Below are 26,548 nucleotides of genomic sequence, written 5' to 3'. Positions count from 1 at the left end.
TCTCATTGGTATTTGGGGGAACTCATCCGTTCGTCCGTCATGATTTCTTTATCGAAATAGACTTAAATACCTTTGTCTGCGTTGTTTATCAATAGCAAATTAGTTTATTTTCGTTTAATCAGGTATCGGATGGCCTTTTCTAGGCGTTCCTTTTGAGCCTCGGGGTCGTCTAGTGGTTGGTTGATACAGTCAGTGAGATTTTCAGTAATGATCATCTCAATCACGCGCTCAACGCTAGATTTCACTGCTGTCAACTGCGTAACAATATCTGCGCAGTCACGATCTTCTTCAATCATCTTTTGAATCCCACGTAACTGACCCTCTGAACGTTTCAGGCGTGTTATATACTTTGAGTTTGTCATTAATTTATCCTTGGTCACTTTTTCTTCATTATATCTCGAATAAGGGGCTTTGTCAAAATTCACTTCCTGTCTGTATTTGTAGGAGGCAACCTCTCCTCTGTATCAGATAGAAAAGATTGATAAGCATGGAAATGGAAAAGAAACTCTGTCCTCCTTGAAGCTCGATGGGAAGTCACGTTTCCTTTCAACCAACTGACCTTTATGCGTATATCTTGGACAAATTGGACAAAAAGGCTAGGATCACTATCCCATAGACTAGAACTAGAGCCAGCCCAAATCCGATACCAAACCACTTGTAAAACTTGTCCATTCCGCTGTAACGTTCGACATAGGCCCTGGTCGGCTTGTCTGGATCATACCAGACTGTCAGCTCCGAATGAAGGGGGAAATGGGTCTGCATCAAGCGTTTGAAGGAAACAAAGGAGTTGCTGTAGCGAGTGATCGAAGGTGCCAGCATATCTTCTCTTGTATAGTCCTTTAAAAATTTAGTAGTCCCCCACGGAATTGTGACCGTTTTGAACATAAAATACTGCAAAGTTTTCTTATAAGAAATCCCATCCACCGTGTATTCGACGATAGGTGGATACCCCTCACGAAAACGGCTATAGCCGATAACCGTTCCCTGTACGGATGACTTGGCAAGGCGGACCAACTTCTGATCCCGAAGATAGAGGAAAAGAAAGGTCCCACACACAAATACAAAAGATAGGAAGATGACGATTGTCCCAACTATCAAACCAATCACTTCTTTATTCATATGAACTCCTCCTGTTATTTTATACAGTAAAATCCCAAAACGAACTCGTCCAGAAGGACATTGAAGCTCTCGAGTCTACTCTTCGGATTTTTCTTTTGACTGTTTTTCTCTCAAATCTTTTACAGATTTCGATATGATATCTCTCACCTGTTCGTCAGTAAGTCCTGGAATCTGGTAATAAGGATTATTGGATTCGCTTTTTGACGGCTTTGTTCCTGAACTTTCGGTTTTAGAACTTTGTTCAGTCGAAGACGAGGATTTCGGCTCTGAGGAACTGGATTCTTTGGTCTTAGAGGAACTCGACGACTCAGAAGACTTGGACGTTTCAGGCGTGTTAAAATCAAGTTTAGGCGGATTGTTTACTTGGACGTTCGGCTGTTTCACAGGTTTATAGAATAGCCCAAAAGACAACAGCAAGGCCGTCAAGATCCCAATACCAGCCAAGGTTCTTTTATTGGCTTCAGCCGAGGGAACCTTTACTCCCTTCGTACTGAGTATTTTCCATTCTGGATGCTCTTTTTCTATAGCTTTTTTCTGTCTCCTAAGAGGACCAAGTAGAAAATGATTAAAAGGCACAATCGTTACCATAGCCACCGTTACAAGCGGGACATAATTGGAATGACTTGATACCAGTAGAACATCGAGGATAGCGAGAAGAATGAAGAGGAAACGCCCCACAAACTTACGAACTTGATGCTCTTTTTTGATCTGCAAATATCTCTCTTGTGACATTATCATCCTCTCTTTTCTATTTCTTCATTAAATATCACTTTCCCCTGTTCATATTTTCGCACAGCTAAGAACCAGCGGATAGGGTTGTTTTGGAATAAGAAAAGGTACAACAAGGCAGGAAAGAGACCTGCTAAAGGCGAGAAAAAGATTTGTATATCAAATGCCTCTTGCTTATTGAATGAGTCAATAGTGCCCGGAATTGCAGCAGCAAATATTACTATAGTAGTCATAAAAACTAGTAGCATGACAATCATAAAAGCCAACATTTTCGCAAACGTCGCTTTTTTCTCACTAAAATTTTCCCAGAACAAATTTGAATAAACTGCTTCTTTAAACTCTTTCTTTGTTGCTCCTTGGACTCGTTTCACTCCTTTATATAAGGCGACTTCCATCATCCATATAAATCCAAATAGGATAAAGGAAAGACAAAGAATAAAAATAGGAACCATCCCACTATTATAACGAAGGCCTGAGAAAATTGGTATTGCAACAAATCCTCCGAGTAAACCTAACAAAGAGAATATAGCAATTAAAGGAGCAATCCCCCTATTCGATCTCCTAGCCCCTTCTGTATTTAACAAGGCACTCTTATCTGCTACAAGAGCCTCTTTTGTTCGCGTATTATAGTAAACGGCCTTATCACCGCTCTGTCCAATAAAAATTATTTTTCTCATATAAAATCACCACAGTTTTCACTAATCACTATAATCAGAAACTTCAATTTTATCATAGGTTGTTGATAAAACATCACCATCACCAACCACTGGTAATGGTAATAGCGTTTCTCTCGTGTTTCTAGTTCTTCTCTTCCCTAAATATCACTTTCCTCTGTTCATACTTTCGTACGGCTAAGAGCCAGCGGATTGGGTTATTTTGAAATAGAGCAATTACGACCACTGCTGGAAGTACCCCTGCCACTGGTGAAAATAATAATGAAAGATCAAACCACTCATGGTTATAATAAGGAATAAGCATTCCTGGTATTCCAAATAAACTTACAATTCCTAAACAAAACAGAAGAACCAAGATAACAAACGAGAAAAAGAAAATTTTACCTAATGTTGCTTTCTTATCGGAAAATCCTTCCCAAAATAAATTTCCATTCACTGCAGCTTTAAATTGTTCTTCGTTTGCCAAAACTGTGGAACGAACATTTTTATACAATGCTTTTTCCAACATATAAATACTTCCAACAAAAACTAAAAATATGGCTAGTAAAATGATTGGAATCATCCTCTCGTTTAATCTAAATGGAGAAGTAAAGGAAAAAATAGCAAGTCCAACACCTCCACCAAATAACGCAAAAAGTAATATCAAAGGAATAATAGCCTTATTGGTCTTCCTAGCTCCTTCTGTATTTAATAAGGCGCTCTTATCGGCTACCAGAGCCTCTTTTGTTCTTGTGTTATAGTAGACAGCTTCATCACCGCTCTGTCCAATAAAGATTATTTTTCTCATCTTACATTTCTCCCTCTTTCCCTCGGCTACCGTCCTGTAATGTCTCCATCAGCTCCTTGAACAGTCGTTTGCGCGTTTTCATCCGAAAATCATAAACTATATATGTAAGAATACCAATCCCTAACATGTACATAATTAAAAATTGAAAATCAGAAACAGCCAGATAACGATAGGCTGAAAAAATCGTTATTAAAACAAAAATGTAGCCAACTACTGTCAACGCCCTTGATTTTCTCCTAAGTGTTTTGATATTGGCTTTTGTCAGCCGGACTTTTCTAAATCTATCTGTCTTCATGTTACGTCGGGTAGACTTGGCAAGGAGAATGGTCCCAAAAACTAAAAACAGCGACATCAAGATAAAGAAGATTAGATTAAGAGGGGATGAGACATCTCCAAAGGTTTGGTTGAGCAACTTTGACAGCCGTTGCAAGGAATAGATTGCAATAGGGGCTGCAATAGCTGAATAATTCATGCCTTGTTTTACACCGTAGAATACTTGATTCTTCAGATCGTAATAGATAAAAGAGTCCTCCAGAGGGCCCATACTGATTAAATTTTTTACACTTGTGTCCATCTTATTTCCCGTCTCCTAAACTCAATACGGATGTTCAAACAAAGTTCTACTTTCTCTTAAAAGCATCGTGACGACGATTGCCAGCATTCTAGCTGATTTTTAGCATTTTCCTTCCTAGAGAAAGAAAAGTTTATTAGTATTATAGCATGAACCCCCCAGAAAAGGGAAAATATCCCCGGCAGATACCATTGCTAAAGACAAGAAAGGATTCGTCATTTCATAAAAAAGCGGACAAGTCCGCATTCTAAAAACAGAATGCGAGCTTGTCCGCCTTTTCCTATGTCTCTAAAATAAATAATGTGTTTTCCTCGTTTCATCGTGCCAAGCGAATGCGGGTCACAATGCCGTCTGGGTCTATAAGATTCAACTCACTCGAATGTAACCACTTGATCGGTGCTTCTAGCTCTTGTGCTTGCTGAACGATGTCCAAGAGTTCTTCCTTGCTTTCGACCTCAAGGACATAGTAGGCCAAGCCTGGCAAGCCTTGCTCACGCGGAGCTAGCCCCTTTCCAGCCCATTCGTTGACAGCCAGGTGGTGATGGTACTGACCAGCCGCTATCCAACTAGCACTAGGAATGCTAAATTTATCCTCTAGTCCTAACACCTTTTGATAGAACTGACTTGCTGCGTGACTATCCTTAACCGATAGATGGATATGCCCCATTCTCGTCCCTTCAGCTAGGATAAAGGGATCTACCTTTTCCCCTAATTCATAGATGTCCTGTGCCGCAAGAGCCTCGGTCACACCGATAATGCGGCCGTCTTCTAGAATATCCCATGAAGACACTGGCTTATCACGGTAGAGTTCAATGCCATTTCCTTCCAAATCCTCTAGATAAATAGCCTCACTGTATCCATGATCTGCACCCCCGACCAGAGGAATCCGCAAATCACTTAGGTGTTTCAAGACATCTGCCAAGGCTTTTCGTGTCGGCAACAGAATCGCCAGATGGTAGAGCCCATAATGCTCCCTTACTTCGCCAGACTTTTCTGCCTGAATCAAGTGAACCAAAGCTTTTCGACCAAGTCCCAAAATCGCTTCTGTCTCTGTTTGGGATAAAATCTCCAAGCCAATAATTTGGTGATAAAAAGCCGTTTGACTCGTCAAATCCTTGACATTTAAAACCGCCTCCGCTAGGTAAATGTGGCTTTGGTATGCATAAGTCATCGGGTGTCTCCTTTTGTTTGTTGTAACTTTATTAATTACATCAATTATACACTATTGAGATAAAATGTCAACGAAGACAACTCAAAAGAGCTGGAAACCAGCTCTTCTTTTTATTTGACAACAAGCTCGTAGCGAGTTTTGCTGGTAAAGGTTTGGCCTGCTTTGAGAATGACTTGGTCTTTGAAGTCACTGTGAATAGCATCTGGTAAAGCTTGCGCTTCAAGGGCAATCCCATTGTGTTGCACCATTGGTTGGCCTCCGATGAGCACACTCTCATCCACAAAGTTTGCTGTGTAGACCACAAAGCAAGGGGCCTCTGTCTTGAAAAGTAGGAAACGACCTGAGTGTTGGTCATAAAGGAAACCAGCATTGTCATGACCTGCAGGAAGAGCAAATGGGTGATCCAAACCAGATACCAACTGGATTTGCTCATCTTCCTCTTCAAAGATGTCCTTCAACAAAGCACCATTGTAGATGTGTTTAACCACATCACGAGTAGCATCTGGAGTCTTAGCCGGAACACCGTCCGGAGCGATTGGGTAAATACCCTCGGTATTTAGCTGGAAGACATGGCGGTCAACTGTCTGCGTGAAATCACCAGACAAGTTGAAGTAGCTGTGATTAGTTGGATTGACAAGCGTATCCTGATCTGTCGTCACCTTATAGCTGACTTCGTAGGCGCCAGTTTCTTCCAAGTGATAGCTGATCCAGATCTTGAGATTACCAGGGAATCCTCCTGTTCCGTCTGTACGTTCTGTGTAGAGGGTCAAGCCATGGTCGCTCACTTCGACCAATTCAAACAAGCTCGAATCCCAACCTGTTGAACCACTGTGGTTACAGTTGCTAGCGTTGTTGACTTCAAGATTATAGGTCTGACCATTGAGCTCAAATGTCGCACCTGCAATACGGCCCGCTACAGGACCTACACTTGCTCCATGCTTGGGACTATTGCCTACATAGCTATCAAAATCATCAAAACCCAAAATCACATTGGCAAAATTCCCAGCCTTGTCAGGCGTGACATAGCGCAATATGGTCGCACCATAGGTCATGATTTCTAGTTGGTAGCCACTGTCAGTCTCAAAGCGATAAGCCAAGACATCCTTGCCCTCATGATTTCCAAATACACGTTCTGTGTATGCTTTCATTCTTCTCTCCTTTGATCCATTTCTCTTAAGTAAACAAACCATAGAGAGTGTCTCACCATCTATGGTTGTAGTTTCTATTTTCAGAATCCTTTGTCAGAAAACCTTAAGTAGCTTCTTAACAAAAAGGGATTCTTCTATTCTTGTTTTTATGCTTCTACACGTTCAGTCCATGAAGTCGCTGTTGTTTGAAGAACTTTGTTGAGTTCGTCAATGTTCTCAAATCCAGTTGTGCGTAGCCATTCACGAGCTGCTGCCTCACCGTTTTTGATGTAGGCTTCAACTGATCCAGCCCAAGTTGCACGGCCGCAAAGAACACCGTTGAAGTTTGCGCCTGATTCGTGGGCAAAGACAAGTGTTTCTTGGAAGAGTTTAGCTGATACACCTGCACTCAAGTAGATGTATGGCAAGTTAGTCGCTTCATCTTGTGCTTTGAAGAAGGCTGCTGCTGCTTCACGTGTATGAACGATTTCACCATCGCCAAAGCCTTCAACGTATTTGACGTTGACTGGAACTTCCACTTTCAAGACATCAATGTTAAAGCGTGGGTCTGAGAAGACCTTCATAGCGCCGATAACCTTGTGTGGTTTTACTTTGGCGTATTCTGCAGAACCTGCGTCAGCGATTTTTTCATCGTAAGCCAAGATTTCAAGGAAGAATGGAATGTCTTCCGCCACACACTCTGAACCGATGCGTTCGATGTAAGCTTGTTTTTCTTGGTTGAGTTCGTCAGCGCTGTCTACATCGTAGTAAAGCAAGAATTTGACAGCGTCTGCACCTTGTTCTTTAATGCGTTTGGCAGACCAAACATCCAAGCAGTCAGGCAAGCGTTTAGTGCTAGTTGTGTCATAACCCGTTTTTTCATAAGCAAGGAGAAGACCAGCATTTGGTGCAAGAGCTTTTGTAGCTGGAAGTCCATACTCAGGGTCAAGAAGCATAGAGGATGCGTATTTTGTCAATTCATCTGCAACCAAAACTTTGAGTTCTTCCATTTGAGCGACTGTTGGCTCTTCTGTTTGGTATTGAGCCATGAGGCGTTTCAAAGCACCACGTTGGTCAAAAGCAAGAGCTGAGATGATTCCATTCTCGTCAGAGAGTTTTTGCAAGCAGGCTACTTTATTGGAACTTAATTGTAATTTACTCATAGACACTTCCTTATTTTTGATAGTCATGAATGATAACACCTTGTACCACACGGTTTACTGTACCTGTAGGAGATGGTGTATCTGGTTTATTTTCTACCTTGAGTGAAGTCAATAGGGCAAAGAGTTGGGCATAAACGATGTAAGGGAAGACACGGTAAATATCGTTCAAGACACCGCCACAACCAAGGGCTACTTCTTTGACATTTTCAAGACCAAAGGCTTGATCACTCAAGAGCACAACACGACGAGCAATCTGATCACCAGCCACTTCACGAACCAAGTCCAAGTCGTACTTGCGAGTGTAGTCTGTCGTTGTACCAAAGATCAAAACAACTGTATCTTCGTTGATCAATGATTTTGGACCGTGACGGAAGCCGACTGGGCTTTCATACATAGTCGCCACCTGACCAGCTGTTAATTCCAAAATCTTGAGCTGAGCTTCATGAGCAAGTCCAAAGAAAGGACCAGCGCCTAGGTAGATAACACGATTAAAGTCGAGGTCAACCAACTCTTTGACATCTTCTGCATTGTCTAGAACTTTGCGGACAAGGCTAGACACAACTTCAAAACGTTCAGCTTTCACAGCAAATTCTGTAGGATCAAAGACCAAGAGAGCTGTTAGCATCATGGACGTAAAGCTAGAAGTCATGGCAAATCCAGCGTCATTGGAAGCAGCTGGTTGCAAGAGCAAAAGATTGCGATCATCGCCATGAGCCTGAAGAGCCAATTTCCCTTCTGCAGCACATGTAATGGTCACTTGATAGAGGTCATCCACCAAGGCTTTAGCCAAATCAACCGTTGCCACACTTTCAGGTGAATTTCCACTACGAGCAAAGGAAACAAGGACAGTCGCCACATCTTTTTTCAGATAGGTTTCTGGATTGGCAACAATATCAGTTGTCGCAATGGCATTGAAATTCCATTTGCGTTCGTCATAGACTTCCTTAAAGTAAGACACCAAGGTATCTCCCACATAAGCAGAAGTCCCAGCACCTGTCAAGATGACCTTGATATAGTCATGTTTATCCGCAATCCCTTGTAGGAAGGCTGCAATTTCTTCCCGTTTCGCTTGATAGGCTTCAAAAGCTTCTTTCCATACATCAGGCTGTTGGTAGATTTCACGAGTCGTGATTTCTGCACCCAGTTCAAGTAATTCTTCTTTTGTGTAATTTAGCATAGAGTTCCTCTAATCTATTGTTGTTTCATTCCTATTGAAAATATGGGAATGGGAGTGACTCCCATTCCCATGTATATTCTATATAAGATGCTCTAAGTTACATCTTATTCATCTTCGTCATCATCGAAGCCCGCTAACAAATCATTGACTTTTACGATGCTTTCTGCAGCACGGCTCTTATAATCCGCATCTGCACCTGTAAGGCTTGCATTGATAAATTCAATGACCATCGGAAGGTTCATTCCTGCATAAAGTTCAATGTCACGACCTTCCATAATCAAACGGCTCACCACGTTACATGGAGTTCCACCAAGAAGATCCGCAAAGACTAGGAAATCATCCAATCCTTCAACAGCAGCTTCAAATTTAGCAGTAAATTCTTCTGGTCCATCTTCTGGAAGAAGAGCAACCGCATGAATGTTGTCCTGTGGACCCATGATCATTTCTGTGCTACCTTTAAGTTCTTCACAGAAACGACCATGACTCACCAAAATTAATGATTTCGTCATAAATTATGCGCCCATTCCAAGTGCAAATTTACCAAAGGCAGAAAGAGCCAAGGCAAGCACGATAATGATACCGATAGCTTTTGTAGAGTTCATACCCTTCTTACCAAGCAACCAGAAGATGAAGGCAGTGAAGATTGCTGGAAGCAAACGTGGGAAGATTGAGTTCAAGATATCTTGGAAGTCAATCATCTTTTCACCGATTGGCAATTTGTATGAAATTTCAAAGTTGATCATTGTTGCTACAAGAGCACCCATCATGAACACACCAAGTACAGATGCAGCTTCAATCAAAGCTGTCAAAGTACTTTGCATGTTGTTGATAAGGTTAACCCCTTCTTTGTAGGCAAATTCCAACTGTTTCCAACGGAAGATGTCATACGCTACTGCAACTGCAATCCAAAGGAAGATACCCCAAGGTTGACCAGCGATAGCCATTGTTGCAGCGATAGATCCCATGATAGCAGGTACAAGTGAACCAAAGATAGTATCTCCAAGAGGAGCGAATGGTCCCATCAAACCTGTCTTGATACCGTTAACCGCATCTTTAGAGACAACGCCATCTTTTTCTTCCATGGCAAGGTCAAAACCAGCGATGATTGTGTGGAAGAATGGTGAAGTGTTGAAGAATTGAGTATGAACTTTCATCATTTCTTTCAACTCAGGAGTTCCATCTCCATACATTTTACGCAATTGTGGCAAGATCATGTATAGGTAACCTGATGCTTGCATACGTTCGTAGTTCCATCCCAATTGGAAAGTGAACAAGCTACGTTTGTTAATTTGATTAAAATCTTCTTTTGTTAATTTGTAATTAGAATTCGTCATCTTCAATTTCCCCACTTTCTGATGGTGTAGAAGGTGCTGCTACAGCAACTTTTTGGCTGTTCTTAAAGTGAACAACTGCAAGGAAGATACCCACGATAGAGATACCGATCATAGACAATCCTTTGAAGTTGTTAACAAAGCCAATTTTTTCAGCAACTTCAGCAGGAAGAGTGCTAATGATACCAGCAACTGCTCCACCAAGACTTTGTACGTTTGAGTAAAGAACAGTCAACATAGCTGTCAAACCGAATCCCATTGCAAGGTAGTGAAGGTTACGTTTAACTGGAAGGTAACGAAGCAAGATTGCAAATCCAAGACCTGGAAGCATACGACCTGCAAGTGTCAAACCGTCTGCAACCCATTGGTATTCTTTAACAAGGTTTACAACACCTTGTACGAATTCTCCACCGAAAGCAAGGGCGAAGAATACTGGAAGGGCACGAGAAAGAGCCCATGGAATCGCACCAAGTAGGTAGTTGCGTTCGATACCTTTGTAGTCAAAGCGTTCGATCGCAGCATCAATACGGTGTGCAAAGAAAGTAGTTGTCATACGTCCAAGAACGTCGAAGTATGTCAAAAGTGCTGCTACTGGTACAGCGATTGTTGTAATCGCAAGATCTGTATCAATACCTTGAGAGATAGAGAATGCTGTTGCAAGAACCGCACCAGAAGTTGCGTCGATACGAGAAGCACCACCAAAGGTACCAACCCCGAGAACGAACAACTGCAAGCTACCACCGATAAACAAACCAGTTGTCACATCTCCCATGATCAAACCAGTAATGAAACCAGCGAATACAGGGGAACCTGCAGATGAAACGATTGTCAACTCATCACAGATTTGATAAGCTGAGTACAAAGTGAGAAGTAAAATTTGCCACCATTGTATCATAACAATGACCTCCTAAAAATTTTTTCCTATTTTAATAAGCTCAAAAAGTCTGAAACTGGATCATTTGGAACCATTTGAGCAGTGAGTTTCACACCTTTTTCTGCTAGTTTGTGGAAATCTTCCACATCCTTGTCTACCACGTTGATAGAACGTGTGATAGAGCGAGTTTCTGGTGTTTGAGACATATTGCCGACGTTGAGTGTTTCAAGCGGAACACCTGCTTCGACCAAACCAAGGAAACGGTCTGGTTTACGTGCAACGATAAAGAGACGTTGGCTATCGTATTTACCAGCAAGGATATTTGCTGCTGCTTTCTCAACTGGCAAGATACTGAGTTTCACACCTGGTGGTGTCGCAAGTTTCAAACCACTCTTTTCAATATCGTTGTTAACAACTTCGTCGTCTACAACCATAATGCGTGAAACATTTAGTTTTCCAGCCCAAAGATTGGCTACTTGACCGTGGATCAAACGTCCATCGATACGGCATCCTACAATTGTCATAAGTTTTCCCCCTTTATGTGTTTTAGTGTAGGTTTACGAGTTAAATGAATCTCTTCTTTATATTCGCCCTCAGTTTCAAAGATGATGATGCGGTTAGCACCTTCCTTGAGATAGCTATGAGGGATATAAAGTGAGAGGGTCGGGCCGACGTTCCAGAAACGTCCTAAGTGACGCCCGTTGACAAAGGCAACTCCCTTACCAAACTCAGACAAGTCTAAGTAGGTATCCTTCGGCTCTTCGACCGTAAAGTCGAAAGCGTAAAAGGCTGGCTGTCCTTCTGTCCATCCTTTTGAAAAATCAATTTTCTCAGGATTATCCAGTGGCAGTGGATATTGTTTCCAATTCAGTAAGAAATGTAGATCCTTGCAGACACCTGTACGAATTCCTTTACGTTGCGTATCTGCCAAGAACTTATGACCGTAGTTGACACGCCCCATATTTTCGATCAAGATGTCAATTTCTGAAAAGCCTTCTCGATTGCCCTGACAGTAGATATCTTCACCTATCTCTGTCTGGTATTGAGTAGCAATCCATTGACCATCTACAAAGAGCTGAGCTCGGTCACGTCCATCGATGATACGGAGACGTTCTTCTTCTGCATCCCAACTTGCCTCATTGCGGTAGAGAAGGTAGCCATAACTTTGACCAAGTTCTTCCATCGCTTTTGGATAGAGGCTTTCAGTAGGACTAGAGAGACTATCCAGAGTTTCAAACAAGGAAACTTTTTCGACCAATGGAATGGACCCTATCTCCATGCTTTCCTTATAGAGTGGTTCCAACTGTGGATAATCTGGGAAGTGGGTTGCCATCATCTTCTTGACTGCTAAGTATTTAGCAGTTGGATTTCCTTCTTCATCGAGAAGGGCATCATAGTCGTATGATGTGACTTGTGGCAAATCCAGAGTTCCTCGAGCCGAGCAACCATTCATGAAACCAAAGTTTGTTCCACCATGGAACATGTAAAGGTTGATAGAGCCTTGCTCCAATACCTCTCGAACAGCTTCTGCCAATTCTTTAGGATCCCGTGTGATGATGGGTTCTTTCCAACGGTTGAACCAACCATCCCAGAATTCCATACACATGAGGGGCCATTTCTTGCCATGCTCATCAAAGAATTCCTGCATCTGTGAAAAGTTGTACGGAGCTTTAGAGCCGAAGTTTCCTGTCACAAAGAGGTCGTCTTCGATCAAGGTTCCGGCTTTCAGAGTAGCCCTCCATGGGCCATCTGAAGTAAAGAGTGGGCAATCAATCCCTCGGTCTTCCATCAATTTTCGAATTGCTCGTAGATAAGACTTATCTTCTCCATAAGAGCCATATTCATTTTCGACTTGCATCATAAGAATGTTTCCACCATTATCCAACAAGCGAGGCACAAGCCTTGGCAATAATTGGTCATAATAGCGAGCAACAGCCTCGATGTAGGCCGGGTCGGACGAGCGAATTCGCATGTCCTTTGTCAAGAGCCAAGCCGGCAAGCCACCAAATTCCCATTCCGCACAGATAAATGGAGACGGGCGTACAATGGCATAGAGACCTAGATCTTGTGCAATTTGAAGAAATCTCTCCAAATTTCTGGCACCTTCAAAATCAAACTCCCCTTCAACAGGTTCGTGTAAATTCCAAGCCACATAGGTCTCGACTGTATTAAAGCCAAGCGCCTTTAAGTTATAGAGAGAATGATACCAATCCTCTGCTGGAATCCTAAAATAATGAATGGCGCCGGACAAAATCTTGAACGGTTTTCCGTCTAAATAGAAATCGTCCTCAATTTTAAATCTGGTCATGTTATTACCTCTGACGAATTAAGTTTGCGCTTTCATTTATTATAATATTAACTATAATCAAATCTTTTGCATTTGTCAATAGGTTTTAGAAAATTATTTAAAATTTTTCTATTTTTTTACTTACCGTTTACCGAAATTATCTAAAAATAGCATGAAAACGATCTTTTTATGTATGATAATTCACAAGAACATCAAATGAATTTTTTTACATGTAAAATAACATTTTTAGTCTATTATTTTAATTTTTTGACCTTAATACTACTCTTTTCTCTATATTTGTGGTAAAATCAAAATTGGAGAAAGAGAATCGAGGTGAAATTTATGGCTATTCCTAAATACCAATATATTAAAGATGAATTAAAAAATAAAATCATCTCTGGTCAATTTGCAAGTGGAGATAAATTTTATACAGAAGCCGAATTGATCGCGATGTACGATGTGAGTTCAATCACAGTTGTTCGTGCCTTGAACGACCTTGCTAAAGACGGCTACATTGTCCGCCAACAAGGTAAAGGTACTTTCGTTTCACGTGCCCGCAAGCACAAACTCGTTGAGTTTTCAGATGTCGAAATCTTTGAAACAAAAGACGATAAAGTTACTGTCCTTTCTATCGAGCGCGGAAACAAACTTGAATATTTAGATAAACTTGGACTACGTGGAGATCAATTCTACTATAAGATTGAACGTATTCGTCAGACAAACGACGTGACATACATCTACCACACATCTTATATTCCTGAGCAATACATCAATGCCAACTATCCAAATCTTGACTATTATAGCTCTATCTATACACGTTTCAAATTGGATTACCGCATTCACATGAGTGATGAACATTTTGAGGAAATCAACGAAATCGCATTCCCAACACCAGAGCATGCTGCTTCTGTACTCGGAATCGATACACAATTCCCAACTGTCTTCCAAACGAAGACTACAAAACTTGAGGCCACTGGCCAAGTCCTTGCCTATAGTGAAACTTATAAGCGAGCAGACTACTACAAAATCAAATTCATCTCATGTAACCGAGGTCATTAAGAAAAAGCCTGAGCCTAGCTCAGGCTTTTTCTCTATTCATTATAGCACGAGAAAGAAGTTGTGAAAACGCTATGAAGGTCTCTTATTTAATTAGTAGCATTTTTACTAAAAACAAGGTAAAATTTCGTTTGGTTTTTCCTCGGTTTTATCCCTTATTAGCAAATTTCTCCTAAATCTTATGATTTCCTCTATTTATTATAGTTCTTATATAAACCCACTTGACATTTTACTCCTTAGATAATAAAATAAAATTGGTTTTATGTAAACGCTATCATATGTGATAATAACAAGGAGGTTTTGTCATGAAACTAGAAAAGAAACAGCGCTTCTCCATCCGAAAATACGCGGTTGGGGCAGCTTCTGTACTTATAGGATTTGCTTTTAGCGCCCAAGTCGTATCTGCCGACGGGATTACTCCAGCTCCAACAGCTGAAAAAACTGTCCAAACGATTCAGGAGAGTCCACAAGCAGTCAAAGAAGCTGTAGACTCTAAGGTTCCAGAAAAACTGGAAGAAAAGGCTGACAAGCCTGTAAAAGAGGAGGTCAAAGAAGACCAGGAGGTTCCTCGAACAGTTGCTCCAAAAACAGAAGAGTCAAGCGCACCAGTTGTGACAGAAAATGCTACTCCAACTCCTACTGCCGAGAAAGAAAGCCCTGCCCCAGCTGAAACTCCTGCCGAAAGTACTCCTTCAGAAAAGAAAAATGAAGCCGTCACACCTGCAGTAACCACTCCTAGTACGGAACGAGCACCTCAGGTAAATGAAAAACTGGCAAAAAGAAAAATGATCTCAATCGACGCTGGACGCAAGTACTTCTCTCCAGACCAACTCAAAGAAATCATCGACAAAGCCAAACACTACGGTTATACTGATCTTCATCTACTAGTTGGAAATGACGGCATGCGTTTTATGTTGGACGACATGACGATCACAGCCAATGGCAAAACCTATGCAAGTGACGATGTCAAACGTGCACTTGAAAACGGAACCGATGCCTACTACAAAGATCCAAACGGCAACCATTTAACAGAGAGTCAGATGACGGACTTGATCAACTACGCTAAAAACAAAGGCATTGGTCTCATCCCAACTGTAAACAGCCCTGGTCACATGGATGCGATTTTGCATGCCATGAAAGAACTAGGCATCCAAAAACCGAACTTCAACTACTTTGGTAAGGAATCCGCTCGTACCGTTGACCTTGATAACAAGGAGGCTGTTGCATTTACCAAAGCTCTGATCGACAAGTATGCTGCTTACTTCGCTGGCAAAACTGACATCTTCAATATCGGACTAGACGAGTACGCCAATGATGCTACAAACGCCAAAGGCTGGAGCGTTCTTCAGGCCTATAAATGGTATCCAGAAGATGGATTCCCGGATAAGGGTTATGATAAATTTATCGCCTACGCCAATGACCTTGCTCGCATCGTCAAATCTCACGGCCTCAAACCAATGGCCTTTAACGATGGTATCTACTACAATAGCGACACTAGCTTTGGAACCTTTGACAAAGACATCATCGTTTCTATGTGGACTGGTGGATGGGGCGGATACGACGTCGCTTCTTCTAAACTTCTAGTTGAAAAAGGCCACCAAATCCTTAATACCAACGATGCTTGGTACTATGTTCTCGGACGAAATGCCGACGGTCAAGGCTGGTATAACCTTGACCAAGGACTCAATGGTATCAAGAACACTCCAATCACTTCGGTACCAAAATCCGACGGAGCAACTATTCCATTCATCGGTGGTATGGTAGCTGCTTGGGCTGACACTCCATCTGCACGCTATTCACCATCACGCCTCTTCAAACTCATGCGAAGCTTCGCAAATGCCAATGCTGAATACTTCGCAGCTGACTATGAGTCTGCTGAGCAAGCTCTGAAAGAAGTACCAACAGACCTTAACCGCTATACTGCAGAAAGTGTCACAGCTGTAAAAGAAGCTGAAAAAGCCATTCGCTCACTCGATAACAACCTCAGCCGTGCCCAACAAGACACCATTGACCAAGCAATCGCGAAACTCCAAGAAGCTGTAAGCAATTTGACCTTCACACCAGAGGCTCAAAAAGAAGAAGACGCGAAACGTGAAGTTGAAAAACTTGCCAAGAACAAGGTAATCTCCATCGATGCTGGACGTAAGTACTTCACGCTCGACCAACTCAAACGTATCGTAGACAAGGCGAGCGAGCTCGGCTACTCTGATGTGCATCTTCTCCTAGGAAACGATGGACTTCGCTTCCTCCTTGATGACATGACCATCACAGCTAACGGAAAAACTTATGCAAGTGATGATGTCAAAAAGGCCATCATCGAAGGAACAAAAGCTTACTACGATGATCCAAACGGAACCACTCTTAGCCAGGCTGAAATCACTGAATTGATCGAGTACGCAAAATCAAAAGGTGTTGGACTCATCCCAGCGATCAACAGCCCAGGTCACATGGATGCCATGCTTGTCGCTATGGAAAAATTAGGTATCGCAAACCCTCAAGCTAATTTTGATAAAGTCTCCAAAACAACCATGGACCTTGAAAACGAAGAGGCCATGAACTTTGTCAAAGCCCTCATCGGCAAGTACATGGACTTCTTTGCAGGCAAGACAAAGATCTTCAACTACGGTACAGACGAATATGCCAATGATGCCACCAACGCTCAAGGCTGGTACTACCTCAAATGGTATGGACTCTATGGCAAGTTTGCTGAGTACTCTAACACCCTTGCTGCCATGGCCAAAGAAAGAGGCCTTCAACCAATGGCCTTCAACGATGGTTTCTACTATGAAGACAAGGATGATGTTGAGTTTGACAAGGATGTCATCATCTCTTACTGGTCTAAAGGATGGTGGGGTTACAACCTTGCAACGCCTCAGTACCTAGCAAGCAAAGGCTATAAACTCCTCAACACCAACGGAGACTGGTACTATGTTTTAGGTAATCACAAACCAGATGAAGCCTACCCACTATCAAAAGCACTTGAAAACTCTGGTAAAGTGCCATTCAACCAGCTTGCATCTACCAAATATCCAGAAGTAGACCTTCCAACCGTCGGAAGCATGCTTGCTATCTGGGCAGACAAACCAAGTGCTGAGTACAAGGAAGAAGAAATCTTTGAACTCATGACTGCCTTTGCAGACCACAATAAAGACTACTTCCGCGCTAACTACAACGCACTCCGTGAGGAACTTGCTCAAATCCCTGCAAACTTGGATGGATACAGCAAGGAAAGCTTGGATGCCCTAAATGCAGCTAAAGAGGCTATTAACTACAACCTCAACCGTAGCAAACAAGCCGAGTTAGACGCTCTCGTAGCCAAACTCAAGGCAGCCCGCCTAGGCCTTAAACCAGCAGCAACCCACTCAGGAAGCCTCGATGAAAACGAACTAGCTGCCAATGTCGAAACCAAACCGGAACTCATCACAAGAGCAGAAAAGATTCCATTTGAAGTTATCAAGAAGGAAAATCCGAACCTCCCAGCTGGTCAGGAAAAGATCATCACACCTGGTGTAGAGGGCGAACGCACTCATTACATCTCTGTCCTTACTGAAAATGGGAAACAAACAGAAACGGTTCTAGATAGCCAAGTAACCAAAGAACCTGTGACCCAAGTGGTTGAAATCGGCGCCCCTATCACGCACAAAGGGGATGAAAGTGGCCTTGCTCCAGCTGCCGAAGCGAAACCAAGACTGGACATCCAAGAGGAAGAGATTCCGTTCACTACCGTGACACGTGAAAATCCGCAATTACCACTCGGACAAACGCAAGTCATCGTTACTGGTGTAAATGGTCGTCGTACGATTTTCTACTCTGTCAGCACTACTGCTGACGGCAAGGAAGAAAGAACCCTTGTCAATAGTGCGGTATCGCAGGAAGCGGTCGCTCAGGTGGTCGAAGTCGGAACTGCCGTTGAGAAAGCTGAGCAAGCTGAAACAACTACTAGCAAAGTAGAAGAAAAACAACTCCCTGCAACAGGAAGTCAAGACTCTGCAGGCTTGGTCGCAGCAGGACTCATAGCCACACTGGCAGCCTACGGACTCACTAAGAGAAAAGAAGATTAAACCCCTTCGACAAGAATACAAAAAAGCGAGATTGAATCTCGCTTTTTATTGTTAGGATTAGTCACCAAGTCCGATACGTTCAAAGATATCATCCACTCGTTTGGTGTAGTATGCAGGGTTGAATATTTCGTCAATCTCCTCTTGTGTTAAGCGGGAAGTGACTTCTGGATCTGCTTCAAGAAGTGGTTTAAAGTCTACTTGGTTGTCCCAAGAGTAGGCTGTTTTTGGTTGCACCAAATCATAGGCTTGCTCACGGGTCATGCCTTTTTCAATCAAAGTCAACATAGCACGTTGGCTGAAGATGATTTTTTAAATTATTAAACTCCTATCATCTTATTTTGAATAATTTTGAATCCACGAAATCAACATACCCGAAGTCATCAAGTAAGATAGCACTGAGAAAACAATAATCATTATAATTAAAAAAATTTGCGACTCCAAAAAAGATGAATTATATATAGTCCTTTTTATAAACTCAGAAACTTTTATTTTTCTTGCAAAATGAATTAACAAGTTCCTAAACATCATAGAATATGCTATAAATTGTTGTGCAACCGCAATCAATAAACCAAATATTATATATATACTGCTAATAAATCTGCTATCTGTCACAGTTGCTGACATTCCTTCAGAAATTGTTAGTAGATTAATTCCATAATAAATAGTAAGTATGGATATAGGGATTGAATAAAAAAGATAAATTAATGTAGATTTTTGAACACGGCCACTAATCGCAACAATGAATAAAATTACGATTGAGGAAATTAGAGGAACTAGACCGTACCATTTTAAAACTAGTGAAATCTCATTTATATATCTCAAAAATATAGAAATTATAAGAACAATAACAATTAACGATAAAATAATAATTCCCCAAAAATCATCATTACTCATATTTTTATTAGTTTGATCTTGCTTAGGTTTCTTTCTTATTTTAAAATCCAATCCTGGTTTATACCTAGGCGTTGGAATTATTATTGTATTTTCTGAAACTTCTAGTGAGTTCTTATTAAAAAAGTTTGATAGTTTATTACTCCATTCAGAAAACCTTGGACCTATCATCGGTAGTTTCTTCAATACTTTGTTTAAAATAAAGAATGCTCCACTTGCAATTAAGCCCTGAATTACTCCATCTGGCGTTGTTTTAATTATATTAGCAAACCAACTTAGTATATTATCTACATTCATTATCTACTCTCCTAATCCAAGACGTTCAAAGATATCATCCACTCGTTTGGTGTAATAAACTGGGTTGAAGATTTCATCGATTTCTTCTTGAGTGAGGCGAGAAGTTACCTCTGGATCTGCTTCGAGAAGCGGTTTGAAGTCTACTTGATTATCCCAAGAGTAGGCTGTTTTGGGTTGCACCAAGTCATAGGCTTGCTCACGGGTCATGCCTTTTTCAATCAAAGTCAACATAGCACGTTGGCTAAAGATAAGACCAAAAGTCGAGTTCATGTTGCGGATCATGTTTTCTGGGAAGACCGTCAAGTTCTTGACGATATTTCCAAAACGGTTGAGCATGTAGTCGATCAAAATGGTCGTATCTGGTGTGATGATACGCTCAGCTGATGAGTGAGAGATATCACGTTCGTGCCAGAGGGCTACGTTTTCATAAGCTGTTACCATGTGACCACGAATAACACGCGCCAGACCTGTCATGTTCTCAGAACCGATAGGGTTGCGTTTGTGAGGCATTGCTGAAGAGCCTTTTTGCCCTTTGGCAAAGAATTCTTCTACTTCGCGTTGTTCAGATTTTTGCAAGCCACGAATCTCAGTCGCCATACGTTCGATTGAAGTCGCGATACTAGCAAGAACCGCAAAGTACTCAGCGTGAAGGTCACGAGGAAGCACCTGTGTAGAGATTTCTTGAGCACGGATACCCAATTTGTCGCAGACGTATTGCTCAACGAATGGTGGGATGTTGGCAAAGTTCCCGACCGCACCAGAGATTTTACCGGCTTCCACACCAGCAGCTGCATGCTCGAAACGCTTGATGTTACGCTTCATTTCGCTGTACCAAGTCGCCAATTTAAGACCAAAGGTTGTAGGCTCAGCGTGCACACCGTGGGTACGCCCCATCATGATGGTGAACTTGTGCTCCTTAGCCTTATCAGCGATGATGTTGGTGAAGTTTTCAAGGTCACGACGAATGATGTCGTTGGCTTGCTTGTAAAGGTAACCATAGGCAGTATCCACCACGTCGGTAGAGGTCAACCCATAGTGGACCCACTTGCGCTCTTCGCCAAGCGTCTCAGAAACCGCACGCGTGAAGGCCACCACATCATGGCGTGTCTCCTGCTCAATCTCCAAAATCCGGTCGATATCGAAGTCCGCCTTCTCGCGGATCAAAGCCACATCTTCCTTAGGGATTTCCCCCAACTCAGCCCATGCCTCGTCAGCCAAGATTTCCACCTCAAGCCAAGCACGGTATTTATTTTCTTCACTCCAAATGTTCGCCATCTCAGGGCGAGAGTAACGGTTGATCATGGTTGTTTCTCCTTAATAAATATTTTCATCTTAAATTATTTAAAATATCCATTTCTTCCTTAGTATATGAAGTATAATTTTGTTGTTTTTTACTTGTTAGACGTAACAGAGTCATCGAATTAATTGAAATCGAAAAAACTATACCGCTTAAAATAGCACCTATCACAAGGAATATTAAACCTACTATCCCTCTTAAAAAAATTGAAGTAACTGATACAAATTGAATTAGGGATATCATACTCAAAGTACAGTTTGCAAATAATTGAACTTGTAACTTATTAAACCGCCAATATAAGTCAAAATAATTTTCATTAAATTCTTCCTTAAATTTTGAAGATATTACTATTTTTTTGGCAAGTGTATTAATATCAAAATAGTAATTTATATATATATTTAAAATAGCGAAAGCAAGAAGTGTATATAGCAATTTATTATTTGTAATAATACATAATAAAATTATAAAAACAAAGTCAAATAATATCACATTTGTTTTTTTTAATATATATATAATTGACAACTTATATTTAGAAAATTTCTCTAACATTTATAGATAATCCTTTAATTTTTTATTACCATCTCTATTTGGAGTGGTTGTTACTATTTAAACTTACAGTCCTAAATACTTTATATTTAACATCAACTTCTTCCAAAAACCTTCGATAATTATGTCATCTTCATTTATATAAAGACTACTTTTTAACACCATAATTACAAATCTCTTATCATAAGTAAAAGCTTGAATAGAGAGGTAATATCCTAATAAAACCAATATTATCAGTAGTATTATCTAACCAATAAAACTATTTTCTATACTATTTTCATTACCTATCCATAGTAACTCTAAAAGTTTTTCTCTAGTAATAATATCTTTAAGAAGAGTAATATATGTTGTACTTACAAAAATCGAAATGGTAGCTAAAACACCACAACTCCAATTTGCAAAATTCGCTATCTTCTTTAATGAAGATTCTATATCACCAATCAATAATTTTTTTGAATCGTCATCTAATAATTGACTCTTTTTAATATATATCGCTAAGTTTTTTATATCAGATCTCTCAAAAAGAATTATCATTCGGTAAAACACTCCCAAAAGTACTAAAAAAGGAAGTGCTACTATATTATTTTCATCCAGTTCACCGTTTACAATTAAAAAAAGTAAAACCAACATTCCATACAATAATATATACTTGAAGAATTTATTTGTAATAGAATCAATCAAGCTTATCTTACTTCTCAAAAATTTTTTTACTTCAAAATATTTTATCGGCATTTAATTCCTTTCTGGACTCTTACATATCATACATCATTTCACTAAACAAAGTCACATGTCCCATTTTGCGGTTGTGCTTCGCTTCTATTTTACCATACAAATGGAGGCGGGCGCTTGTTCCTTTATTTCTATTTTATCAAAAGAAAAATGCCTTCATCCTGAACTCAGTTCCTCAGAAACTTTCTCTTTTTTCAGCATTTTCTTTGAATTTCTTACATTTACTTCTAATCTTAAATTTTGTGCTTCAAAATTGATAGACCTATTATTCATCCTTCTCTTCACTATCAGGTTCATTAAGTGGGCTTGGTAAATCTAAATGCCTAATAGTATCAGATAGCCCTTGAATAGACTTTAATATTCCAGAATCTATTTTAGGTATTTGAATATTATGGAACACTTCCATCATAGATTTGACCGCATTATTAAAAGCAAGATTGTTAGCATAAAACCTATCCATTGCTGGTCTTATTACTTCTGATACTGTTTTAGATAAAGATGATAAGCTAGCCAGAAACTCTGGATCAAAAATATCATTTGTAAGTTTTCTAGTTGCTTCAAAATCCCATTTCTCGAGCATACTATATTCAAGCTCTTCTAATTCTTTAATTACATCTGACAATAACAAATCTATTTTTTTGTAACGCCTATAGGTTAGTGTGTGAAAATGCATAACATCATTTCTGTACTCTCTTATTCTATCGTAGTTATTTTTGAGTACATCAACTTCTTCACTATTAGTGAATGGTGTAAAATGTTTTTCCCATATAGTGATTGGAAACAAATTTCTTATCATTTCTTTCAGAATATATTCATTCTTATTTTGAAAATCTTTAAAATGAATAGTTAAGTCACGAACTGGATTTATATTTATTTCAAATATCAACGAATGTAGTTCAGCTATTTGCAACCTTTCAATTTGTTCAATTGTATGAATTTTTGATAAATCTAATTTATCATTAGTCTGTTCCTTAACAATCCTTATAATATCCTCATCCTCGAGTTGAGACAAAGCTAATACAAAAATTTTTCGTAATAACGATTCATATGTTTGAAATTTAGGATAAAGCCTATTCGAAAAATACATAGATAAACTATTAGATAGAATTGAATATTTCAAACGATTTTTTCCTAAAAATTCTCTAAATTTTGAAAGGAAATCTCCGAACTTTTTAGCTGAATTCAATTTAGATTTGCTGTATTCATAGCTAAGTATAATTTTAACTAGCCCCCTTCGAAATTGATAGGTATTTATTGTAAAATCGTCATCTTTGAAAGCACACTTATATTTAGCTAAATGCCCTTCTATATACTTATCACCAACTTCAACTTGACTATAAGAAGTAATACTAATTATTTTTGAGCTAAGAAATAATTCATCAAGTTTAGCAATGTTAATATTTTTAGTTAATAACTCTACCTCAAATTGCATATTAATTTCTAAAAATCAATCCCTTCCCCTAATTCTACCACACTATTTAGCGCATCACTAAACAAAGTTATATGCCCTACCCTACGGTTGTGCTTGTCTTCTATAATCTTTTATTCACCGCCCACTCCGCTGCTTTCTCTGCATGAATCACTGTTGTGTCATAGAGAGGCAGGTCAGTATCGGATTGCTTGACGAGGAGACCAATCTCGGTACAACCCAAAATAACAGCTTCAACGCCTGCTTTTTTCAAATCATCTATAATGGTAAGATAAGCCTGTTTTGAGCTTTCTTTGATGTTCCCTAGGCAGAGTTCGTCATAAATGATTCGATTGACCTCTGTAATACCAGCTTGGTCTGGAATCAGCACTTCTAACCCAGACTCTATTAATTTTTCCTTGTAAAAATCTTGAGTCATGGTGTACTTGGTCCCTAGGAGACCGACTTTTTGAATACCGTCAGCCAACAAGGCCTGCGCAGTTGCCTGCGCAATATGCAAGATTGGAATCGTAATCTTTTCTTGTATCTGCGGAGCAACCTTGTGCATAGTGTTGGTGCAAATAACAATGAAATCTGCACCAGCTTGCTCCAAGCGATGAGCAACATCTGCCAACAGTTGACCGCTTTTCTCCCAGTCCCCGACTGCTTGATAATGCTCAATCTCTGCAAAATCAACACTGTAAAGTAGAATCTTAGCTGAATGCAAGCCACCCAGCTCTTTTTTGATGGTTTCGTTGATGATTTGGTAGTAAGATGTGGTGCTTTCCCAACTCATACCACCAATCAGACCAATAGTTTTCATAGGCTAATTAAACTCCTCCTTGCTTATCACAACCGACGGATAGTGTGGCAAGCTACTTAGATCTGCACCCAATGGCGAATCATAGATAGCCAGATAATTGTCTGGATATTGAATCTTTAATTCCTGATATTTGGCTTTTACTTTTTCATGGTCAGCGCTGGTAAAAAGCACTTCTACAACGGCGATTTCTTTGCCTTCCTCCACAAAAGCGTTTACAATAATTTGAATCATAAACTGGTTTCCATTTAGCTTTAAAGATTATCATTTTCTGAGTCTTCATGTATAGAAAATTCAAATGAAATTCTCTCAGGATGTCTAGGCAGGCCGTAACTACTCAGATAATCCTTAACTTCCTTCACGGAACAAGAATATTCTAAGACTAGCTGATTGCCAGCTCTCTCTAAAATATGAATCCCCTCTCTATCCGCAATCTCTGGAACAATCAAATCGTCCGTATAAGTCAGTGTTACGGTCGTTATTTCATCATCTAGCAATTCATCAAATTCTTCTGCCATTTCAAAAATCAATCCCCTCACCAAACTCAACTACACTATCCGGTACATCACTAAACAAAGTCACATGTCCCATCTTACGGTTGTGCTTCGCTTCTATTTTACCATACATGTGGAGGTGGGCGCTGGGATTTTCTGTGACATATTTTTCAGCGACCTCAACGTGTTGGCCGAGTACGTTGAGCATGACGGCTGGTGCATGCAGGTGGACAGCTGGTAATGGTGCTCCGAGAACGCCCAAGATATGGGTATCAAACTGCGAGAAGTCACAGGCTTCGATAGAGTAGTGCCCTGAGTTATGTGGGCGTGGAGCAATTTCATTGACAATGATATCATCAGCGGTCGCAAACATTTCCACGCAAAGGGTTCCAGATAGGTTGAGCTGTTCAGCGATTCGTACTGCCATGGCTTTGGCCTTTGCTGCTATGCTTTCTGAAATACGGGCTGGGACAATGGTCTTGGACAGGATGCTATTGCGATGGATATTTTCCTGAACTGGGAAAACCGTCACGTCCTTGCCATTACCAGACACGATGACAGAAATCTCAAGGTCAAAGTTGACGAATTCTTCCAAGACGCAGTCTGCTGAGTCGGCTAGTACATAAGCTTCTTCCAAATCTGCTTCTGAGCGAATGACCTTTTGTCCATGCCCATCGTAGCCACCAGTCGCAGTCTTGAGGACATAATTTTTCGATAGGTCGATGTCTGCCAAGTCTTGACTTGAAGTCACGACCTTGTAGGGTGCCACAGTGACTTGTGCCTTGTTTGAGAGAAAGTCCTTTTCAAAGATACGATTTTGCGAAATGCGGAGCAGATCTGTCCCTTGAGGGAGCTGACCTTCCTTGATGACAGCATCCAAACCGTCAGCATCGACATTTTCAAATTCATAGGTGAGAACATCGCAACGCTCAGCCAACTGACGGAGGGCATCCACATCATTATAAGGAGCCACGATGATTTCCGCCACACGAGAGGCCGGGCAATCCGCTGCAGGATCCAGCGCGATAACCTTGTGCCCCATGTAGATAGCAGAAATAGCCATCATCTGCCCCAACTGACCGCCACCGATAATTCCGATTGTTTTAGATGAGCTCATTTGTAGACTCCTCTGCGATTTTTCCTTGCTCTTCTGCGAAATCTGCCAAAGCTTTCGCGATAGCCTGATCCTCTACTGAGAGGAGACGGAGGGCAAAGAGGGCCGCATTTGTCGCACCTGCTTCACCGATAGCCATTGTCGCAACAGGTACACCACCCGGCATCTGTACGATAGAGTAGAGCGAGTCCACGCCACTAAGAGCGCGCGACTTGACGGGTACCCCTATGACAGGAAGGGTTGTTTTCGCTGCGACCATACCTGGTAAATGGGCGGCACCACCAGCTCCTGCGATAATGACCTTGATACCACGGCTACGGGCTTCCTCCGCATGTCTAAACATGAGGTCTGGTGTACGGTGAGCGGAAACAACTTTCTTTTCGTAGACTACACCGAAGCGGTCTAGGACTTCTGCTGTTTTTTGCATGGTTGCCCAGTCGGATTTTGAGCCCATGATAATGGAAATTACTGGTTTCATTTATTCTCCTTTTTCTTCCTTTCAACAATCACCTTAAGTTGTGAGGGACGGCAGCAGCCACCAAAGGTGTCTCATGCCTAAATCGGAAGCCCAAGGTCTTCCGATTTCCCTGAACGATTGGCTTATCATCCAATCGTTCTTTCACAACGGCGGTGATTGCTCTATATTAGCTCGCTAATGCTCGCAAATCAAACGACCATTATCGTATTTTGTGAATTTTTCTTTTTCTTTTAAATAATCGTCTAATGTAGTGCGGACGTAAGCGAACGCTTGTGGCGTTCCATTACTAAAACTGGAGCCTAGGTCTCCAGTTTTCCGCTCCTAGTAGCAAAGCTACTAGGAGTTCC

The 26,548-nt window shown here is 40.9% G+C and carries 28 protein-coding genes and 3 pseudogenes; 2 read left to right on the top strand and 29 right to left on the bottom strand.

Translation table 11 applies throughout. The features are described from left to right. Positions 1-104 precede the first annotated feature (104 nt). The 15 genes from NYE79_RS00410 to NYE79_RS00340 all read right to left on the bottom strand — a co-directional run bounded on the left by NYE79_RS00410 (position 105) and on the right by NYE79_RS00340 (position 13,031). Complete coding sequence (locus NYE79_RS00410) at positions 105-362, bottom strand: metal-sensitive transcriptional regulator (RefSeq protein WP_002880547.1); 258 nt, start codon at positions 360-362, stop codon at positions 105-107. A 199-nt stretch (positions 363-561) separates the two neighbouring features. Continuing rightward, positions 562-1,119, bottom strand: a complete 558-nt coding sequence (locus NYE79_RS00405) for a DUF3592 domain-containing protein (protein WP_049506239.1) — start codon at positions 1,117-1,119, stop codon at positions 562-564. Between the two features lie 75 nt (positions 1,120-1,194). After that, on the bottom strand, positions 1,195-1,851 hold the full coding sequence (locus tag NYE79_RS00400) for a hypothetical protein (protein ID WP_084936874.1): 657 nt from the start codon (positions 1,849-1,851) through the stop codon (positions 1,195-1,197). A gap of 2 nt (positions 1,852-1,853) precedes the next feature. Then, positions 1,854-2,525, bottom strand: a complete 672-nt coding sequence (locus tag NYE79_RS00395; protein WP_001226099.1) for a hypothetical protein — start codon at positions 2,523-2,525, stop codon at positions 1,854-1,856. Positions 2,526-2,646: 121 nt separating this feature from the next. After that, positions 2,647-3,309, bottom strand: coding sequence for a hypothetical protein (locus tag NYE79_RS00390; protein WP_001226095.1), 663 nt, complete (start codon positions 3,307-3,309; stop codon positions 2,647-2,649). 1 nt (position 3,310) lies between these two features. Next, a complete protein-coding gene (locus NYE79_RS00385) occupies positions 3,311-3,883 on the bottom strand; it encodes a hypothetical protein (RefSeq protein WP_000381574.1) in 573 nt (190 codons plus the stop codon). A 313-nt stretch (positions 3,884-4,196) separates the two neighbouring features. Then, positions 4,197-5,051 (bottom strand): VOC family protein, encoded by an 855-nt coding sequence (locus NYE79_RS00380; RefSeq protein ID WP_000220449.1) that lies wholly within the window; start codon positions 5,049-5,051, stop codon positions 4,197-4,199. A gap of 110 nt (positions 5,052-5,161) precedes the next feature. Continuing rightward, positions 5,162-6,199, bottom strand: coding sequence for an aldose epimerase family protein (locus NYE79_RS00375; protein ID WP_070534792.1), 1,038 nt, complete (start codon positions 6,197-6,199; stop codon positions 5,162-5,164). A gap of 146 nt (positions 6,200-6,345) precedes the next feature. Beyond that, on the bottom strand, positions 6,346-7,341 hold the full coding sequence (lacD, locus tag NYE79_RS00370) for a tagatose-bisphosphate aldolase (RefSeq protein ID WP_084944002.1): 996 nt from the start codon (positions 7,339-7,341) through the stop codon (positions 6,346-6,348). A 10-nt stretch (positions 7,342-7,351) separates the two neighbouring features. After that, positions 7,352-8,518, bottom strand: coding sequence for an SIS domain-containing protein (locus tag NYE79_RS00365; RefSeq protein WP_084943987.1), 1,167 nt, complete (start codon positions 8,516-8,518; stop codon positions 7,352-7,354). Positions 8,519-8,622: 104 nt separating this feature from the next. Further along, positions 8,623-9,027 (bottom strand): PTS sugar transporter subunit IIA, encoded by a 405-nt coding sequence (locus tag NYE79_RS00360; protein WP_096753751.1) that lies wholly within the window; start codon positions 9,025-9,027, stop codon positions 8,623-8,625. Between the two features lie 3 nt (positions 9,028-9,030). Continuing rightward, positions 9,031-9,852, bottom strand: a complete 822-nt coding sequence (locus NYE79_RS00355) for a PTS system mannose/fructose/sorbose family transporter subunit IID (RefSeq protein ID WP_004250397.1) — start codon at positions 9,850-9,852, stop codon at positions 9,031-9,033. After that, positions 9,839-10,744: a PTS mannose/fructose/sorbose/N-acetylgalactosamine transporter subunit IIC gene (locus tag NYE79_RS00350; protein WP_125418737.1), complete on the bottom strand. Its 906-nt coding sequence runs from the start codon at positions 10,742-10,744 to the stop codon at positions 9,839-9,841. Before NYE79_RS00350 ends, NYE79_RS00355 begins: the two co-directional genes overlap by 14 nt. Before the next feature lie 26 nt (positions 10,745-10,770). Further along, positions 10,771-11,247, bottom strand: a complete 477-nt coding sequence (locus NYE79_RS00345) for a PTS system mannose/fructose/N-acetylgalactosamine-transporter subunit IIB (protein WP_000156968.1) — start codon at positions 11,245-11,247, stop codon at positions 10,771-10,773. Further along, positions 11,244-13,031 carry a beta-galactosidase family protein gene (locus NYE79_RS00340; protein WP_000196618.1) on the bottom strand — a complete coding sequence of 596 codons (1,788 nt, stop codon included), beginning with the start codon at positions 13,029-13,031 and terminating at the stop codon, positions 11,244-11,246. Before NYE79_RS00340 ends, NYE79_RS00345 begins: the two co-directional genes overlap by 4 nt. Before the next feature lie 321 nt (positions 13,032-13,352). On the opposite strand from NYE79_RS00340, the gene NYE79_RS00335 reads away from it, so the two are divergent. Continuing rightward, complete coding sequence (locus NYE79_RS00335) at positions 13,353-14,069, top strand: GntR family transcriptional regulator (RefSeq protein WP_001007181.1); 717 nt, start codon at positions 13,353-13,355, stop codon at positions 14,067-14,069. A gap of 302 nt (positions 14,070-14,371) precedes the next feature. Further along, on the top strand, positions 14,372-18,127 hold the full coding sequence (gene strH / locus NYE79_RS00330) for an LPXTG-anchored beta-N-acetylhexosaminidase StrH (RefSeq protein WP_216728793.1): 3,756 nt from the start codon (positions 14,372-14,374) through the stop codon (positions 18,125-18,127). 57 nt (positions 18,128-18,184) lie between these two features. Here the strand turns inward: strH and NYE79_RS00325 are convergent. From NYE79_RS00325 to NYE79_RS00260, 14 genes and pseudogenes are all read right to left on the bottom strand, one after another. Then, positions 18,185-18,433, bottom strand: a pseudogene (locus NYE79_RS00325) (adenylosuccinate lyase); the annotation flags it as partial. Positions 18,434-18,460: 27 nt separating this feature from the next. Continuing rightward, positions 18,461-19,315: a hypothetical protein gene (locus NYE79_RS00320; protein ID WP_216728794.1), complete on the bottom strand. Its 855-nt coding sequence runs from the start codon at positions 19,313-19,315 to the stop codon at positions 18,461-18,463. A gap of 3 nt (positions 19,316-19,318) precedes the next feature. Further along, positions 19,319-20,617 (bottom strand): adenylosuccinate lyase, encoded by a 1,299-nt coding sequence (gene purB / locus NYE79_RS00315; protein ID WP_216728795.1) that lies wholly within the window; start codon positions 20,615-20,617, stop codon positions 19,319-19,321. 25 nt (positions 20,618-20,642) lie between these two features. Continuing rightward, on the bottom strand, positions 20,643-21,161 hold the full coding sequence (locus tag NYE79_RS00310) for a hypothetical protein (protein WP_000890289.1): 519 nt from the start codon (positions 21,159-21,161) through the stop codon (positions 20,643-20,645). A gap of 243 nt (positions 21,162-21,404) precedes the next feature. Next, a complete protein-coding gene (locus tag NYE79_RS00305) occupies positions 21,405-21,890 on the bottom strand; it encodes a hypothetical protein (protein WP_001121911.1) in 486 nt (161 codons plus the stop codon). A gap of 19 nt (positions 21,891-21,909) precedes the next feature. After that, positions 21,910-22,005 (bottom strand): annotated as a pseudogene (locus tag NYE79_RS00300) (hypothetical protein); the annotation flags it as partial. 147 nt (positions 22,006-22,152) lie between these two features. Beyond that, the gene (locus NYE79_RS00295) at positions 22,153-23,319 is read right to left on the bottom strand and encodes a hypothetical protein (RefSeq protein WP_001159293.1); all 1,167 of its coding nucleotides are present in this window, start codon (positions 23,317-23,319) and stop codon (positions 22,153-22,155) included. Between the two features lie 8 nt (positions 23,320-23,327). Continuing rightward, positions 23,328-23,423 (bottom strand): annotated as a pseudogene (locus tag NYE79_RS00290) (phosphoribosylaminoimidazole carboxylase); the annotation flags it as partial. Then, positions 23,420-24,118 (bottom strand): aspartate/glutamate racemase family protein, encoded by a 699-nt coding sequence (locus tag NYE79_RS00285; protein ID WP_070657272.1) that lies wholly within the window; start codon positions 24,116-24,118, stop codon positions 23,420-23,422. The gene NYE79_RS00285 and the pseudogene NYE79_RS00290, both read right to left, overlap by 4 nt. Before the next feature lie 3 nt (positions 24,119-24,121). Then, on the bottom strand, positions 24,122-24,349 hold the full coding sequence (locus tag NYE79_RS00280) for a phosphoribosylaminoimidazole carboxylase (protein WP_070657269.1): 228 nt from the start codon (positions 24,347-24,349) through the stop codon (positions 24,122-24,124). A 20-nt stretch (positions 24,350-24,369) separates the two neighbouring features. After that, complete coding sequence (locus tag NYE79_RS00275) at positions 24,370-24,633, bottom strand: hypothetical protein (RefSeq protein ID WP_065428336.1); 264 nt, start codon at positions 24,631-24,633, stop codon at positions 24,370-24,372. Between the two features lies 1 nt (position 24,634). After that, positions 24,635-25,726 carry a 5-(carboxyamino)imidazole ribonucleotide synthase gene (gene purK / locus NYE79_RS00270; RefSeq protein ID WP_070657266.1) on the bottom strand — a complete coding sequence of 364 codons (1,092 nt, stop codon included), beginning with the start codon at positions 25,724-25,726 and terminating at the stop codon, positions 24,635-24,637. Continuing rightward, positions 25,713-26,201: a 5-(carboxyamino)imidazole ribonucleotide mutase gene (gene purE / locus NYE79_RS00265; protein WP_070657263.1), complete on the bottom strand. Its 489-nt coding sequence runs from the start codon at positions 26,199-26,201 to the stop codon at positions 25,713-25,715. The genes purK and purE overlap by 14 nt, the downstream gene beginning before the upstream one ends. A 28-nt stretch (positions 26,202-26,229) precedes the next feature. Next, a complete protein-coding gene (locus NYE79_RS00260) occupies positions 26,230-26,346 on the bottom strand; it encodes a phosphoribosylaminoimidazole carboxylase (RefSeq protein ID WP_080976520.1) in 117 nt (38 codons plus the stop codon). Between the last annotated feature and the right edge of the window lie 202 nt (positions 26,347-26,548).

This window comes from Streptococcus sp. FSL W8-0197 (assembly GCF_037963785.1).
GTDB lineage: Bacteria > Bacillota > Bacilli > Lactobacillales > Streptococcaceae > Streptococcus > Streptococcus oralis_CQ.
Note: the sequence above shows the minus strand (reverse complement) of the source record. Positions and strands in the feature narration are given on the sequence as shown.

What these genes read in the sequence shown, in the direction of transcription:
- NYE79_RS00405 (WP_049506239.1), bottom strand. Translation starts at nt 1,119, where the DNA reads ATGAATAAAGAAGTGATTGGTTTGATAGTTGGGACAATCGTCATCTTC.
- NYE79_RS00285 (WP_070657272.1), bottom strand. Translation starts at nt 24,118, where the DNA reads ATGAAAACTATTGGTCTGATTGGTGGTATGAGTTGGGAAAGCACCACA.
- NYE79_RS00280 (WP_070657269.1), bottom strand. Translation starts at nt 24,349, where the DNA reads ATGATTCAAATTATTGTAAACGCTTTTGTGGAGGAAGGCAAAGAAATC.
- NYE79_RS00355 (WP_004250397.1), bottom strand. Translation starts at nt 9,852, where the DNA reads ATGACGAATTCTAATTACAAATTAACAAAAGAAGATTTTAATCAAATT.
- purK (WP_070657266.1), bottom strand. Translation starts at nt 25,726, where the DNA reads ATGAGCTCATCTAAAACAATCGGAATTATCGGTGGCGGTCAGTTGGGG.
- purB (WP_216728795.1), bottom strand. Translation starts at nt 20,617, where the DNA reads ATGATCAACCGTTACTCTCGCCCTGAGATGGCGAACATTTGGAGTGAA.
- purE (WP_070657263.1), bottom strand. Translation starts at nt 26,201, where the DNA reads ATGAAACCAGTAATTTCCATTATCATGGGCTCAAAATCCGACTGGGCA.
- NYE79_RS00305 (WP_001121911.1), bottom strand. Translation starts at nt 21,890, where the DNA reads ATGCCGATAAAATATTTTGAAGTAAAAAAATTTTTGAGAAGTAAGATA.
- NYE79_RS00400 (WP_084936874.1), bottom strand. Translation starts at nt 1,851, where the DNA reads ATGTCACAAGAGAGATATTTGCAGATCAAAAAAGAGCATCAAGTTCGT.
- NYE79_RS00360 (WP_096753751.1), bottom strand. Translation starts at nt 9,027, where the DNA reads ATGACGAAATCATTAATTTTGGTGAGTCATGGTCGTTTCTGTGAAGAA.
- NYE79_RS00345 (WP_000156968.1), bottom strand. Translation starts at nt 11,247, where the DNA reads ATGACAATTGTAGGATGCCGTATCGATGGACGTTTGATCCACGGTCAA.
- lacD (WP_084944002.1), bottom strand. Translation starts at nt 7,341, where the DNA reads ATGAGTAAATTACAATTAAGTTCCAATAAAGTAGCCTGCTTGCAAAAA.
- strH (WP_216728793.1), top strand. Translation starts at nt 14,372, where the DNA reads ATGAAACTAGAAAAGAAACAGCGCTTCTCCATCCGAAAATACGCGGTT.
- NYE79_RS00380 (WP_000220449.1), bottom strand. Translation starts at nt 5,051, where the DNA reads ATGACTTATGCATACCAAAGCCACATTTACCTAGCGGAGGCGGTTTTA.
- NYE79_RS00385 (WP_000381574.1), bottom strand. Translation starts at nt 3,883, where the DNA reads ATGGACACAAGTGTAAAAAATTTAATCAGTATGGGCCCTCTGGAGGAC.
- NYE79_RS00335 (WP_001007181.1), top strand. Translation starts at nt 13,353, where the DNA reads ATGGCTATTCCTAAATACCAATATATTAAAGATGAATTAAAAAATAAA.
- NYE79_RS00395 (WP_001226099.1), bottom strand. Translation starts at nt 2,525, where the DNA reads ATGAGAAAAATAATTTTTATTGGACAGAGCGGTGATAAGGCCGTTTAC.
- NYE79_RS00350 (WP_125418737.1), bottom strand. Translation starts at nt 10,744, where the DNA reads ATGATACAATGGTGGCAAATTTTACTTCTCACTTTGTACTCAGCTTAT.
- NYE79_RS00310 (WP_000890289.1), bottom strand. Translation starts at nt 21,161, where the DNA reads ATGTTAGAGAAATTTTCTAAATATAAGTTGTCAATTATATATATATTA.
- NYE79_RS00365 (WP_084943987.1), bottom strand. Translation starts at nt 8,518, where the DNA reads ATGCTAAATTACACAAAAGAAGAATTACTTGAACTGGGTGCAGAAATC.
- NYE79_RS00390 (WP_001226095.1), bottom strand. Translation starts at nt 3,309, where the DNA reads ATGAGAAAAATAATCTTTATTGGACAGAGCGGTGATGAAGCTGTCTAC.
- NYE79_RS00340 (WP_000196618.1), bottom strand. Translation starts at nt 13,031, where the DNA reads ATGACCAGATTTAAAATTGAGGACGATTTCTATTTAGACGGAAAACCG.
- NYE79_RS00295 (WP_001159293.1), bottom strand. Translation starts at nt 23,319, where the DNA reads ATGCAATTTGAGGTAGAGTTATTAACTAAAAATATTAACATTGCTAAA.
- NYE79_RS00410 (WP_002880547.1), bottom strand. Translation starts at nt 362, where the DNA reads ATGACAAACTCAAAGTATATAACACGCCTGAAACGTTCAGAGGGTCAG.
- NYE79_RS00375 (WP_070534792.1), bottom strand. Translation starts at nt 6,199, where the DNA reads ATGAAAGCATACACAGAACGTGTATTTGGAAATCATGAGGGCAAGGAT.
- NYE79_RS00320 (WP_216728794.1), bottom strand. Translation starts at nt 19,315, where the DNA reads ATGAATGTAGATAATATACTAAGTTGGTTTGCTAATATAATTAAAACA.
- NYE79_RS00275 (WP_065428336.1), bottom strand. Translation starts at nt 24,633, where the DNA reads ATGGCAGAAGAATTTGATGAATTGCTAGATGATGAAATAACGACCGTA.